Below are 13,758 nucleotides of genomic sequence, written 5' to 3' on the forward strand. Positions count from 1 at the left end.
ATGCCTCTCACCGAAAACGCCGCGCCGATCCTGTCGCTTGCCCTGAGCGATCTGTTGGGACCGGCACTTCCCGGCAGCATGGCGTTCATTCGCTGCCTGCCGGGCGAGGTCGCGCGCGAACTGGCTGCCGACGAACGCTTCGCGGTTCGCGGCTGGCAGATTGCCGTGGTCAGCCAGGCTGCCGACGCGGCCATCCGTTCGATCACCGCCGACCAGGCCGTGGAGTGGCGCGAGGACAAGGCGGGGGCGGTGCTTCTGCTGGTGGATACCGTCCACGCCGGCGCCGGCATGGACGGCATCTACAGTGCGGCACGCGAGATCGCCGAGGCGGAGCTGTTCGCCACGGCAAGATCTCGGGCGCGTGACAAACTGCCGCACGGCGGCAAGAGTTTCGCCGACAAGGCGCTGTCCAAGGCACGCCGACTGGCGCGCAACAAGGCGCAGTCGCCCTGGCGTGAATTCGCCTATCTGTGCCGCGCGGCTCGGGGTCTGCAGGCTCTGGGCGCGGCGCTGCCCGAAATCGGGCTGTGGCCCGTGGCGGTGGACGACAGGCCGGACGACGGCGACCTCGAGAAGTCCGCCCTTCTGGTCGAACGTCTGCTGGCCCGCCAGGGTAACCGAAAGTCGGCCGAAGCACGGGTCGTCAGTCTGCAACTGCCGGAAGCGGATGCGGCGGTCGAGCGCACTCTGGCAGAATTCCTGCGGGCAGCGGAGAGTGTGTCACGGCTGGATGCACTGGCGCGCCTCGAAGGACAGGAATCGCTCTGGGTCAATCGTCTGCGCCCTGGTCTGTTCGATAGCCAGGCCTTGCAGGCGATTCGGTGGGTCAATTGGCGCCAAAAAAACACTAGCCCATCTTTAACATCCCATACGCATGTTTTGAGCTTTCTGGGCAGGGCTCAATCGTAAGCTGTTGATTTTGCGTAGGGTGAATTTTTCTTGCGTTGTGTAGTGCCATAATAGTTCTCGCTTGGTGGGTCGACCTCTTGCTTTTGCGGTACGATCGGGTGCATGTTCATCCGACAAACGAGAACCGGCAACAAGGCGACGGGCGAAAGCTACGTCACCTACCGACTGGTGCGCACCGAGCGGATTGGGGGCAAGGTCCGTCAGATCACGGTGTTGAACCTCGGCCGCCACTTTCCGATCAAGCAGGAAGACTGGCCGATCCTGTGCAGCCGCATCGAGCAGTTGCTGAATCCGCAGGCGTTGCTCCTGCCGCTGCAGTGCTCGGAGCATGTCGAACGTGCAGCGCAGCGTTACCATGCGCAGCTGGTTGCGCGCGCACCGGTTGTCGCGTCGGCGACGGAGGGGGGTACGGCCGGATTGGCCGGCAAACCTTGCTCGCCTGCGGACTTCCAGGAAGTCGACGTGGACTCGCTGCAGATGACGCAGCCGCGGTCGGTGGGCGTCGAACACGTCGGTCTGCATGCGGCAAACGAACTGGGTTTGATCGAGACGCTGAATGAACTGGGCGTCAATGGGGTGATGCGGGCATCGATCCTGGGCAATCTGATCGGGAGAATGGGGCAGCCGGGGTCGGAACTGGCGACCTGGAGCTGGCTGCAGCGGCAGAGCGCGCTGGGCGAGTTGATTGACGTCGACTTCTTGTCGATGTGGCACATGAGCCTGTATCGCGCCTCGGACGTCTTGATGAAACATCGGGAGGTGATCGAGACGCGTTTGTTCAGTACCGCCCGGACGCTCTTTGATCTGCAGGAGACGGTCACGCTGTACGACCTGAGCAACACCTATTTCGAAGGCGAAGCCAAGGGGAATGGCAAGGCTAGGCGAGGGCGTTCGAAGGAGAGGCGCAGCGACTGCCCGTTGGTGACGCTCGGATTGGTTCTGGACGGCAGCGGCTTCGTGCGGCGCTCACAGACCTTCGCCGGCAACGTTTCCGAGCCCGGCACGCTGGCGTCCATGCTCGCCGGACTGGGGACCCCGGCGGGCGCGCTGGTGGTGATGGATGCCGGCATTGCCACCGAGACCAACGTCGCCTGGCTGGTCGAGCACGGCTATCGCTATCTGGTCGTGCGTCGCGGGGGGGTGCGCCAGTTTGATGAGACCCGCGCCGTGACCATCGAGACCGCTGGCGAGGAGTGGCTGCATCTGCAGAAGGAACTGAGCCCGGATGGCCAGGAGCTTTGCCTGTATTGCCACTCACCGAGTCGGCAACTCAAGGAAGAGGCGATGCTCGCGCAATCCTGTGGGCGTTTCGAAGCCGGCCTGCAGCAAATGAGTGCCGGCCTGCAAAAGCCCAGGAGTGAAAAGAACCACGACAAGCTGCTGGAACGTCTCGGCCGACTCAAGCAGAAGAACCGCGGCGCCAGCCAGCACTACCAGGTCCATCTCGTCACCGAGGAGAGTGGCAAAACGGTGACGGCGATCACTTGGCAGAAGGTGCCGGTTCCCGGCACGATGGCCACGCATCCCGGCGTCTATTGCCTGCGAACCAACGAACTCGCCTGGGATGAAGAGAAGCTCTGGCGTACCTACACGATGCTGACCGACCTGGAGAGTGTGTTTCGCAGTCTGAAAAGCGAACTCGGCTTGCGACCCATCCATCACCACAAGGAGCTTCGCTCGGACGGACACCTGTTCATCACGGTAATCGCCTACCAGTGCGTTCAGTTCCTGCGCGTGAAACTCAAGGCCGCGGGAATCACCGACAGCTGGGCGACCCTGCGGGACACCCTCTCCGTACAACGCCGGGTGACCGCCACTTTCAATCAGCGTGACGGCCGCTCCCTGCATGTGCGCAAAGCCACCGTCGCCGAGCCCGACCTGCTGGCGATCTATCGCGCGCTGGGCATCACCGCCGCACCCGGAGGAACCAGAAAACTGATCAGCTGAATCAGAAATTGCGGGCCTGTAGTGCCACTGGAGATTTTCTTGGCGCGCAAGCAATTGATTCGGATGAAGGTTTTTCTTGGCGTGTTAAACTTGGGCTAGGCCTTACCAATGGTCCGGCTTGGCTGTGGATACCGACAACCGCCTGACATTCAAGCTGGCGCTCGAAGACAACCCGCAGCAGCGAGTCAGGCTGGAAGTGCGGTGGGATGCCGAGCCGGCCACCTTGGCCAAGGGCGCCGTCGACTACATCGTTGAAGTCCGCGCCGGTGGCGACGCGCTGGCGGAGAAGACCGTCACGCATGTCGCCCGAGGGCCGCAGAAGTGCGTGTTTACCCAGGATGACTTCGGCGATCTCGAAGGAAACGAGCGCTTCGAGGCGGAGGTCGTCATTCGAGCGCTGACGGAGGAAACCCTGCCGGACAGCGATGCTGCGGGCAGCACGCACCACGCGGTCAGCGAGGACTTCATCCTGTGCTTCGGGGTCAACGAGCAGCCGGCCAGGTCGAGCGCCGGCAACGTCTTCCCCAGCCTCGCGTTGGCCGCGATTCAGGTGGCGAGAGACGCCGAAACGTTCGACCGGCTGGCAGACAACCCGGGCAACCGACAGGCCTTCAGCGCCGACAAGAGGGGCTATATCGCCTGTCGCGTGGAGGGCAAGGCGGCGCGCGTGCTCTGCCCCAACCTGCTGCTCGACTTGGCGGCCGATTGGGCAGTGCATCAGGGCGACCCGGGCGGCCACGGCCGCCCTGCACCCTGTCTGCCAGAGTCGGAACGGCGGCGGGATGGTTGCGCCGGCGCCGACCGCGGCCAAGGGAAATCATCGGCCTTGTGGCTACCCGCGCGCGGCGAGCTGCAGGTGTCCTGGTTCCGCAGGCGACTCACAGCACCTGGTTGAGCAGCCGGTCAGCGCGCGTGCGCGCCAGGCGTGCCAGAATGCGCTGCACCGGCTCAGGGTAGCTGGCGGTCGAGTCGAGAGAACGGTGATGGTCGAGGCGGCGGCAATGCTGCAGGATGCGCTCGATCTCCTGCCGGTGCTGGCCGACCAGGCTGCCCCGCGGATCATGGATCAGTAGCCCGTTTTCGAGGTCGAGACGCCAGGCACGCGGGTTGAGGTTGCTGCCGGTGAGCAGCGCGTAGTCGTCGTCGACGAGCAGCCCCTTGAGGTGGTAGCTGTGCCGGTCGTGCCGCCAGAGGTGCAGGTCGAGCAGGCCGCGGTCAACGGCCTGCTGGTGCTGCTTGCAGAAACGACGCAGGTTGGCCTCGTAGAGGTAAGGCAGTGCGCCGATCGTCGTGAAGGGTTCTTCGGGCGGGATGTAGAAATCGTTGGCCGTCTTGTCGCCGACGATGATCGTCACCCGGCAACCCTGTCCGATCTTGGCCTCGATCGCCCGGCGCAGCGGGCCCGGGAGATTGAAATAGGGAGTGAACAGCAGCAGCTCCCGCCGCGCCCGCTGCACGAGTTGCAGGATCGTGCGATTGAGTTCGTTGTCGCGGGCGCCGAAGCCGAGCAGCGGCGTGACGCGCAGCTCGTCATCGGCCGCCGCCGGAGCGCCGATGCTGTAGCGGGCTTTCGCCAGCACGCGACGAAAGCGGCCGATCGCCGGACGCAGCGCAGCAGTCTTCTGTCGCGGCTCGCAATCGAGGGGCGACACCGCCGAGCTGCCGCCGAGGACGCGCGTCATCAGCGCCGCCATGCTGTCGGCCAGAGCGCGGCTGCTGATCAGGTGGTAACGATCGAGCCGGTAGCGCTCGCCCCGCTGCAGGTAGACGTCGTTGAGACTGGCGCCGCTGTAGAGCACGCAGTCGTCGATGACGAAGCCCTTCAGGTGCATGACGCCCATCCACTCGCGCGTCTGCACCGGAACGCCATGGATCGGCACCCCCGGCCCATGCCGGCGCGCCATTTCGGCATACAGGGCGGCGTTGCCGGCACTGGCCACCTTGCCGATCAGTCCGCGCTGGGCCCGATGCCAATCGACGAAGACGGCGACCTGCAACTCGGGGTGCGCCGCCCTGGCGGCGTGGAGGGCCGCGAGCACCTCGCGCCCGGCTGCATCATCCTGCAGGTAGAGGGCTGCGAGGACGATCCGCCGCCGTGCCAGCGCGATGTGATCGAGCAGCGCGCTGCGGAACTCGGCCGCACCGGCCAGGGTGCGCACGTCTGCCGCCGCCACCGCGAAACCAGGCAGACCGGTGAGCGCCAGCGGGCGGTGCCTGCCGCGCAGGCGCTGCATGGCGGACGCGAGCGTCGATCGCACGGCCAATTGCATGCTGACGGCTCAGCCCGGCGACAGCGGCAATGGCAACGACGCCTGCGCACCGCTGGTGGTGCCGCGGCCGCCCTGCGCCCGTCGCGCCACTAGCGCTGCCCTCGGCCGCGATCGCTGGTCCCCGGGGCGAGAAACATGCCGACCCCCAGCAGGATCAGCAGCAGGGGCCACCAAGTGCTCAGCAGGCGAGCGAAATCGACCTGCAACAGACCAAGATTGATCGCCAGGGCGAGTACGCCGATCAGGATCAGTGCGATGGCGCCAAGGTTTCCTCTCATCTTCGATTCTCCGGTAGCAATCAGACGGCCACTGCCGCATGCACGACCAGGCCGTTCATTCGCCAGCGACGCCGCGACGGCCGCTCAGCGCACATACTGGTCGAGGTAAGCGTTGACCGCCATCTCCCCAAGTTGCCGAACATCCCGCGAGGACTCCTCGATGCGCGCCTGCTGCGCAGCCGGGAAACGGCGGGCGAGGTTAGTCCTGAACTTCTCGACGAGCACCGGAATGCCTTCCGTACGCCGGCGGCAGTGGCCGAGCGGGTATTCGATCGTCACTTCCGGCGTCCGGCTGCCGTCGGTGAAAAAGACCTGCAGCGCGTTGGCAATCGAACGTTTGCCCGGGTCGAGATAGTCGGCTGAAAACCTCGGCTCCTCGCTCACGACCATTCTGGCCCGCAACGGGTCGATGCGTGGATCAGCGGCCGCGTCGTCCTCGTAATCGGCGGCCGTCAGGCGGCCCCTGAGCAGGGCGACGGCGACCATGTACTGCAGGCAGTGGTCGCGGTCGGCGGGATTGTGCAATGGGCCCTGCTTGTCGATGATGCGCAGCGCCGACTCGTGCGTGCGGATGAACACGCGCTCGATGGTCTGCCAACGCCCCGCGACCTGCGGGTGCAGCTCGAGCGCACATTCGACCGCCGTCTGCGCATGAAACTCGGCCGGGAAGCTGATCTTGAAGAGGATGTTCTCGATCACGTAACTGCCGTATGGGCGCAGCAGGCGAAACGCCTGGCCACGGAACAGCACGTCATAGAAGCCCCATTTCGGCGCCGTCAGGACCGCCGGGTAGCCCATCTCGCCCTGGCACGACAGCAGGGCGAGGAAGACGCCGCGGGCGGTCGCGTCGCCGGCCGCCCAGGACTTGCGTGAACCGGTATTCGGCGCGTGGCGGTAGCTGCGCAGCGGCTGGCCATCGACAAAGGCCTGCGAGAGCGCATTGATGACCTGCCCGCGATCGCCCCCGAGCAGCCAGGCACAAACGGCCGCCGTCGCCAGCTTGACCAGCACCACGTGATCGAGCCCGACGCGATTGAAGCTGTTCTCGAGTGCCAGGATACCCTGGATCTCGTAGGCCTTGACCATCGCCTCGAGCACCTGCCGCATCAGCAGCGGCGCCTCGCCCTGCGCCACGCGGCTGCGCGACAGCCAGTCGGCGACGGCGAGGATGCCGCCGAGGTTGTCGGAAGGGTGGCCCCATTCGGCTGCCAGCCAGGTATCGTTGAAATCGAGCCAGCGGATCATGGTGCCGATGTTGAAAGCCGCCCGCACCGGATCGAGCCGGTAATCCGTACCGGGGACGCAGGCGCCGTTCGGCACCACGGTGCCGGCAACCAGCGGTCCGAGCAGCCTGCTGCAGGCTGCATACTCGAGTGCTTCGAGTGCGCAGCCGAGGGCATCGATCAGGCAGTAGCGCGCCGTCTCGAGGGCAGCGCGCGAGTCGACCCGGTAGTCGAGGACGTAGTCGGCGATGTCCACCAGAACGCGATCTGGATCGGGTCGGCTGGCGGAAACTCGCGTGCTCATGGCGCGGCCTCGTCGGGTCCGGGTCGCTGGCGCTCAACCACGCCGGGCGAGGGGGACGAAGTCCTGCACCTCCGGCCCGACGTAGTTGGCCGACGGCCGGATGAGCTTGCCGTCGATCCGCTGCTCGATGACGTGCGCCGCCCAGCCGCTGGTGCGGGCAACGACGAAGAGCGGCGTGAACATCGGCGTCGGCACGGCCAGCATGTGGTAGGCCACCGCAGAAAACCAGTCGACGTTCGGAAAGATCCGCTTCTGCTCCCACATCACCGCTTCGATGCGGCTGGCGATGTCGAACAGGACGAGGTTGTCACCATCGGTGCAGAGCTGCTGCGCCACCGAACGGATGACCCTGCTGCGCGGGTCGGCGATGGTGTAGAGCGGATGACCGAAGCCGGTGATGATCTCCCGGTTGTCGAGACGGCGACGGATGTCCTGTTCGGCCTGTGCGGCGTCGTCGTAACGACTCTGGATCTCGAACGCCACCTCGTTGGCACCGCCGTGCCGGCGGCCGCTCAGCGCGCCGATGGCGCCGCTGATCGCCGCATAGAGGTCGGCGCCGGTACCGGTGATCGTACGCGCGGTGAAGGTCGATGCGTTGAACTCGTGTTCGGCGTACAGCACCAGCGAGGTGTCGAGGCTGCGGGCATGCAGCGGTGGTGGCGCCTTGCCGCGCAGGAGGTGGAGAAAATGGGCGGCAATCGAGTCGTCATCGGTCTCGGTATCGATGCGCCGGCCGTTGTGCGACCAGTGATACCAATAGAGCAGCATCGATGCGAAGCTGGCGATCAGCCGGTTGGCGATCTCGCGTGCCGCTCCCGGGTTGTGATCCTGCGCCTCGGGCAGGATGGTTCCCAGGGCCGAACAGCCACTGCGCAGGACATCCATCGGATGCGCGGAAGCGGGCAGACTCTCGAGCATCGGTCGCAGCATCACCGGCAGACCGCGCAGCGTCTTCAGTTTCCTGCGGTACTGGTTGAGCTGCGTCGGACTCGGCAGGCGCCCGTAGAGCAGAAGGTAGGCGACTTCCTCGAAACCCGCGTCTTCGGCGAGGGCAATGACGTCGTAACCACGGTAGTGGAGGTCGTTGCCCGTGCGTCCGACCGAACAGATGGCGGTATTGCCGGCCACCACACCCGACAGCGCGACCGACTTCTTGGCTTTGGGAAGGTCCGCCTGCAGCGCCTGGTCCATCGTCTTCGCCCCTTTCATCGACCGCGGCACCAAGAAGTGCCGACCGTCCGCGCGAGTATTCCCGACTTTGCCAAGTCAGGTCAACTGCACGGCTGCCCGCGCCACGGCGCCGCAGCCTCGCCGATCCCGAGCTTCGCACGCCCTCATCAACGGCACCGCTCGTCTCACTTCCCGGGAGCCCGCAGGCCCGCGCCGTCCACCGCCTGCAGGTGCGCCGGCGGCTGGAACGCCAGCAGGCAGGCGTGCTCATGACCAACGAGGTACTTCGGCAGGGGAGTCACCTCGACGTCGACCACGCCGGCATCGATCATCCCGAGCGCGACCGCCGCCTCGCGCGAGAGGTCGATCACCCGCTTGCGGTGCCCCATCCGGTCGTTGATCCGCACGACGACGCAGCGCGCCGACGGCACCCGGCGCACGGCCACCAGTGTTCCCATGGGAAAGCGGTTGCTCGCCGCCGTGATGACATGATGCTCGTAGGTCTCGCCCGACGCCGTGCGGCGGCCATGGAAGGCGGTGGAATAGAAGCTCGCGCGGCCGGAGACGATCGGCGCCGCCTCGACGACCCGGCTGTGCGGCCCGAGCGAAGGAAAGTCCTCCGCCATCGCGACAGCCGGGAGCAGCAGAAGCAGGGCAGCGAACGGCAGCCTCACGATTGCCTGCTTCGCGCCACTGCCGACCCGGGCGCCAACCTGCGGCGGCGCACGGGAAGCGTGGCAGGACACCGCATTCGGCCTACAATTCCCGTCGTCGGTGACTCGGTATGCATGATTGATGAAGATGGACCCAGCGGACAGTCGGCGAGGCGTCGCGCCTCATTGGCGCAAGAATAGCGTGCCTGTGGCCACGCGCACAAGCCAGCGGCAAAGAGGCCGCTTGAACCCCGGATGAAGACGCATGTCCTGCCAGACTGGCTGCGCCGGCTGCTGCTGCGCAGCGTCAGCCATCGCTACTACACGGCGGTGGTGGCGGCGATCGCCTTCGGCGCGACGGTGACCTTCGCATTTCCCTTCGTCGCCGTGCTGATCCCGGCCGTCATGCTCTCACCCCGCCGCTGGCGGACTCTCGGTCTCAGCTGTGGCGTTGCCAGCGGCTTCGGCGCCGCGGTACTGGTCGAGATCTTCAGCTTTCTCGGCTCGGAACTCGTTCTCTCGCGCTACCCTGACCTGGTTGCGAGCGCCGCCTGGCAGACCGCCAGCGAATGGATACAGCAATGGGGCCTGTTGGCGATGATCGTGATTTCCGGTGGGCCACTCCCGCAGACACCGGCATTGCTTTTCTGTGCCCTTGCTCAGGTGCCGACACTCGGCATCCTGGTCGCCGTCGCCATCGGCAAGACGACGAAATACCTCTTTCTGGCCTGGGCGACTGCCCTCTACCCGGCGCGCTTCGTGCGCTACAACTGAGGCCTCGCCGATCTCGCTGCGGCGGCGCTCAGGCGACCCCGGCGGAGTGCGCCTGCTGGTCCGCCCAGTAACTCGAGCGCACCATCGGTCCACAGGCGGCGCCGCTGAACCCCATGGCCAGTGCCGCCTCCTCGTAGCTCCTGAAAACGTCCGGGGGAACGTAGCGCTGCACAGGCAGGTGGTGCAGCGATGGCGCCAGATACTGACCGATGGTCAGCATCTCGACATCATGGGCGCGCAGGTCGCGCAGGACCTCGATGATCTCGTCGTCGGTCTCGCCGAGGCCGACCATCAGGCCCGACTTGGTCGGCACCTGCGGATGGCGCGCCTTGAACGCCTTGAGGAAGGCCAGCGAGTGCGCATAATCGGCGCCGGGCCTGGCTTGCCGATAGAGCCGCGGGACAGTCTCCAGGTTGTGGTTGAGGACGTCGGGCAGCGACTCGCCGAGAATTGCCAGCGCGATCTCCATGCGACCGCGGAAATCGGGCACCAGGGTTTCGATGACGGTTGCCGGCGAGCGCCGACGGACGGCGGCGATGACCTCGACGAAATGCCGTGCGCCGCCGTCGCGCAGGTCATCACGGTCGACGCTGGTGATCACGACGTAGCGCAACTGCAGCCGCGCGACGCTGTCGGCGAGACTGTCCGGTTCGCCGGCATCGGGCGGCAATGGCTTGCCATGACCGACGTCACAGAAGGGACAACGGCGGGTGCAGATGTCGCCGAGGATCATGAAGGTCGCCGTACCACGACCGAAACATTCGCCGATGTTCGGGCAGGCTGCTTCCTCGCACACGGTATGCAGCTTCTGCTCGCGCAGCATCCGCTTGATCTCGCCGAAGCGACCGCTGTCGTTGCCGGCCTTGACCCGGATCCAGGCGGGCTTGCGCTGTGGCGCCTGGGAAACGATCTTGATCGGGATGCGGGCGGTCTTCAGTTCGCCCTTTTCCTTGACGCCGGCGACCGCCGTCGATCCGTTGCCGGCCTGTCCGGCGTTGCCTGTGCTCATTGCTTGCCCTCCAGTTGTCTCGCGAGGTGGCCCGCCAGAGCCGTCGCCGCCTGCGCAGGGGTCAGCGCGATGCCGAGATCGCTGGTCTGCGTCACCGGCAAGCCCGGGAAGCCGCAGGGGTTGATCGCCGCAAAGGGCGACAGATCCATGTCGACGTTGAGACTGACGCCGTGGTAGCAGCAGTTCCGTCGCACGCGCAGACCGAGCGCGGCGACCTTGGCCGCGCCGACGTAGACTCCGGGGGCGCCGGCATGACGTCTGGCGGCGACGCCATTCTCCGCCAGCAGTTCGATCACCGCCTGCTCGATCATGACCACCAGCGCACGCACCTTCAGCCGGCGTCTTGCAAGGTCGAGCAGGAGGTAGATCACGACTTGGCCGGGACCATGATAGGTGATCTGCCCGCCGCGATCGGTTCGCAGCAGCGGGATCCCGGGGTCGAACAGGAGGTGCTCGGGCCGGCCGGCCTGGCCCAGAGTGAAAACCGGAGGGTGTTCGCAGGACCAGAGCTCGTCGCCGGTCGCCTCGTCGCGCGCGGCCGTGAACGCCACCATCTCCTGCCATGTCCGCGGGTAACTGCGGCACCCGAGGTGACGCAGCAGCAGCGGCATCTGACCGACCGCTGAAAGCTGCCGCGCTTCGCCGTCGCTCACAACACCAGCTTTACCAGCGGATGCGCACCCAGTTCGCGATACAGCAAGTCCAGCTGTTCGCGGCTGATGGCGTTGATCGTGCACGTCAGGCCCAGGTACGTGCCGGCGTTCGAGGCGCGCATCTCCATTGTCGCCGCGTCGAAATCCGGTGCATGCCGCAGCACCATGTCCAACACCGCCTGGGCGAATCCGTCCTCGGACCGGCCCATGATCTTGATCGGAAAGGCACAGGGAAACTCGAGCAGGCTCTGGCGTTCCTCAGGCATCGGCACCTGCCTCGCGGCGACGGCGCGTGCCCTGACGACCGATGCCCATCAGTTCAACCACAGGCGGATCGTATCGACCATTCGCCCGATGATACCCGCCGCCGGGACGGCTTCGAGCGCCAGCACCGGGTACTCGCCAAAGGGTTTGTCGTCGAGGCTCAGCTTTAGGGTGCCAAGTGCCTGCCCGGCGGCAATCGGTGCGATCAGGGTCTGCGGCGAGACGAGTTCACTGCGAATCCGCGGCCCGAAGCCCTTCGGGACGGTCAGCACGAGATCGCTGGTGAATCCGACCTTGACCGTGCTCTGCTGGCCCTTCCAGACCTTCAAGGTGGCGACGGCCTCGTTCCTGGCATAAAGCTGCACCGCGTCGTAGAACTGGAAGCCGTAGTTGAGCAGCTTCAGCGACTCCTGGGTGCGCGTGCTGTCGGATGCGGCACCCAGAACGACCGACAACAGTCGCCGGGGGCCCCGTTTGGCCGACGACACGAGGCAATAGCCAGCGGCCTCGGTATGGCCGGTCTTCAGGCCGTCGACGCTCGGATCGATATGCAGCAGCCGGTTGCGATTCGGTTGCGTGATGTTGTTGTAGCGAAACTCCCTGAGCGAGTAGTACCTGGCGTAATCCTCGGGAAAGTCGCGAATCAGTGCGGCAGCCAGGAGCGCCAGGTCGCCCGCCGTGGTGAAGTGTTGTGGGTCGGGCAGGCCGCTGGCGTTGCGAAAGTTCGAATTCTTCATGCCAAGCCGTTGCGCCTCGCGATTCATCATCTGCGCGAAGTTCTCCTCGTCACCGGCAATCGCCTCGGCGAGTGCGACACAGGCGTCATTGCCCGACTGAACGATCATCCCCTTGAGCAGGTCGTCCACCTTCACCTGCGTCCCGACCTGGATGAACATCTTCGAACCACCGGTCTTCCAGGCCTTCTGCGATACCGGGACGGTCTGCTCCAGTTTCAGCGTACCCTGTCTGATCGCGGCGAAAGTCAGGTAGGCAGTCATCAGCTTGGTCAGCGAAGCCGGTTCCAGGCGCAGGTCCGGTGCCTGCGCGGTGAGCGTCTGACCGGATGCGACGTCGACCAGCAGCCAGGACCGGGCAGCGAGCGAAGGCGGCGTCGGCAGTTGCTCGGCAACCGCCAGCAGCGGCAGACAGAGGATCAGCAGAAGCAACGAGCGAAGCTTGCACATGGCTTGGTCCGGGAAAAAGCCGCGATTATAGCAACGCCGTCGCAACCGCCTGTACGCCTTTTGTAAGCGACCGCCGTCGCTCGATGCGGGCTGCCGTGACTTACTCCACAGCCCGCGTGATGGCCCGGGACGTACGATGGCGGCACTTTTCCAGCCGCGCCCGGCAGGACCGACCGCCACCAGTTCGACATTGATGCAACCCCCCTTTCAACCGCTAGCGAGCCCACTTGACCTGCAAGGTGTCTTCGCTCAATTGGCAAGGCGCGGGTTTCAGGACAACCGTCTCGACGAAGTGTTGCGCCAGCTCACCGCCACCACCGCCCAGACCCTGAACATCGAACGCGTCAGCCTCTGGGGACTGTGCGAGCAGCGGCAGCAGCTGGAGTGCATCGACCTCTACGAGCTGTCGCACGACCGCCACAGCAACGGCTTCAAGCTGCAGGCCAGACACTACCCAGAGTATTTCCGGGCACTCAGCCGTGGGGAACCGATCGTCGCCGACGACGCACTGAAGCATCCGTCGACGCAGGAATTCCTGCGCGATCATCTGCTGATGCATGGCATCAGTGCCCTCATCAACTCGCCCATTCACGCCGATGGCGAGTTGCAGGGCGTCCTCTCGATCGAGCGCGTCGGCGAGCATTCGGCCTGGACTTCCGTGCAGAGGTTGTTCGTGCACGCCGTCGCCAGCCTGGTCAGCCTCGCCCTGCTGCAGCACGAGCTGCTTTCACGCGAAGAGGAACTCCGTGATGCGCTCAACCTGCGAGAGGCCCTGTTCAACGGCGCCCGCGACGCCATCCTGATTGCCGACGCGCGCACCGGCGAGATCATCGACGCCAACCCGCAGGCGGAGAAACTGTTCGGGCGGCGCTGCCAGGAACTCCTCGGTGCCCTGCACGGCGAGCTCTGGCGGCGCCACGAGGCAGTCGAGCTACGCGACCTCTGCCGCCAAATCGGCAGCAAGGGCGAGATCGAGGTGCTGCGCAGCGCGGTGGTCGCCGACGACGGCACGCTGGTACCGGTGGAGATCAGCAGCCGGCTCGTCCAGCTCGGACGGGGCCAGGAGATCGTACAGGGGATGTTCCGGCCGCTCGGTCGCGGAAGCGACGAAGGCTGATGC

14 protein-coding genes are annotated in these 13,758 nt (G+C 65.7%); 5 read left to right on the plus strand and 9 right to left on the minus strand.

All coding sequences use genetic code 11. From position 1 onward, the window contains the following. From NFW30_RS09505 to NFW30_RS09515, 3 genes are all read left to right on the plus strand, one after another. Entirely contained in the window at positions 1 to 909 is a 909-nt protein-coding gene (locus tag NFW30_RS09505; protein ID WP_295354694.1) for a hypothetical protein, read from the plus strand. Positions 910 to 1,011: 102 nt separating this feature from the next. After that, positions 1,012 to 2,856, plus strand: a complete 1,845-nt coding sequence (locus tag NFW30_RS09510) for an IS1634 family transposase (protein WP_295372027.1) — start codon at positions 1,012 to 1,014, stop codon at positions 2,854 to 2,856. Positions 2,857 to 2,974: 118 nt separating this feature from the next. Further along, positions 2,975 to 3,751, plus strand: a complete 777-nt coding sequence (locus tag NFW30_RS09515) for a hypothetical protein (RefSeq protein ID WP_295354699.1) — start codon at positions 2,975 to 2,977, stop codon at positions 3,749 to 3,751. Here the strand turns inward: NFW30_RS09515 and pssA are convergent. From pssA to NFW30_RS09540, 5 genes are all read right to left on the minus strand, one after another. Beyond that, complete coding sequence (gene pssA / locus NFW30_RS09520; protein WP_295354702.1) at positions 3,735 to 5,126, minus strand: CDP-diacylglycerol--serine O-phosphatidyltransferase; 1,392 nt, start codon at positions 5,124 to 5,126, stop codon at positions 3,735 to 3,737. The two genes, NFW30_RS09515 and pssA, sit on opposite strands and share 17 nt — an antisense overlap. Before the next feature lie 89 nt (positions 5,127 to 5,215). Then, the gene (locus NFW30_RS09525; RefSeq protein WP_295354705.1) at positions 5,216 to 5,404 is read right to left on the minus strand and encodes a DUF5668 domain-containing protein; all 189 of its coding nucleotides are present in this window, start codon (positions 5,402 to 5,404) and stop codon (positions 5,216 to 5,218) included. Positions 5,405 to 5,488: 84 nt separating this feature from the next. Beyond that, positions 5,489 to 6,931 (minus strand): bifunctional 2-methylcitrate dehydratase/aconitate hydratase, encoded by a 1,443-nt coding sequence (locus NFW30_RS09530; protein WP_295354708.1) that lies wholly within the window; start codon positions 6,929 to 6,931, stop codon positions 5,489 to 5,491. A gap of 33 nt (positions 6,932 to 6,964) precedes the next feature. Further along, a complete protein-coding gene (gene prpC / locus NFW30_RS09535; protein ID WP_295354711.1) occupies positions 6,965 to 8,140 on the minus strand; it encodes a 2-methylcitrate synthase in 1,176 nt (391 codons plus the stop codon). 146 nt (positions 8,141 to 8,286) lie between these two features. After that, a complete protein-coding gene (locus NFW30_RS09540; protein WP_295354714.1) occupies positions 8,287 to 8,775 on the minus strand; it encodes a septal ring lytic transglycosylase RlpA family protein in 489 nt (162 codons plus the stop codon). Positions 8,776 to 9,009: 234 nt separating this feature from the next. Between NFW30_RS09540 and NFW30_RS09545 the strand changes: the two genes are divergently transcribed. Beyond that, entirely contained in the window at positions 9,010 to 9,528 is a 519-nt protein-coding gene (locus NFW30_RS09545; protein ID WP_295354717.1) for a hypothetical protein, read from the plus strand. Between the two features lie 28 nt (positions 9,529 to 9,556). Here NFW30_RS09545 and lipA read toward each other — a convergent pair whose 3' ends face one another. From lipA to NFW30_RS09565, 4 genes are read right to left on the minus strand one after another with little or no spacing between them, the layout of a single operon-like run. After that, positions 9,557 to 10,537 carry a lipoyl synthase gene (lipA, locus tag NFW30_RS09550; RefSeq protein WP_295354720.1) on the minus strand — a complete coding sequence of 327 codons (981 nt, stop codon included), beginning with the start codon at positions 10,535 to 10,537 and terminating at the stop codon, positions 9,557 to 9,559. Further along, on the minus strand, positions 10,534 to 11,148 hold the full coding sequence (gene lipB, locus NFW30_RS09555) for a lipoyl(octanoyl) transferase LipB (RefSeq protein ID WP_295354723.1): 615 nt from the start codon (positions 11,146 to 11,148) through the stop codon (positions 10,534 to 10,536). The genes lipA and lipB overlap by 4 nt, the downstream gene beginning before the upstream one ends. A gap of 38 nt (positions 11,149 to 11,186) precedes the next feature. Further along, complete coding sequence (locus NFW30_RS09560) at positions 11,187 to 11,456, minus strand: DUF493 domain-containing protein (RefSeq protein ID WP_295354726.1); 270 nt, start codon at positions 11,454 to 11,456, stop codon at positions 11,187 to 11,189. 48 nt (positions 11,457 to 11,504) lie between these two features. Further along, complete coding sequence (locus tag NFW30_RS09565) at positions 11,505 to 12,638, minus strand: D-alanyl-D-alanine carboxypeptidase family protein (RefSeq protein WP_295354728.1); 1,134 nt, start codon at positions 12,636 to 12,638, stop codon at positions 11,505 to 11,507. Between the two features lie 253 nt (positions 12,639 to 12,891). Here NFW30_RS09565 and NFW30_RS09570 point away from each other — a divergent pair, with 253 nt between their 5' ends. After that, complete coding sequence (locus NFW30_RS09570; protein WP_295354731.1) at positions 12,892 to 13,755, plus strand: GAF domain-containing protein; 864 nt, start codon at positions 12,892 to 12,894, stop codon at positions 13,753 to 13,755. The last annotated feature ends 3 nt before the right edge of the window (positions 13,756 to 13,758 follow it).

Origin of the sequence: Accumulibacter sp. (assembly GCF_023806635.1) — a bacterium.
Lineage (GTDB): Bacteria > Pseudomonadota > Gammaproteobacteria > Burkholderiales > Rhodocyclaceae > Accumulibacter.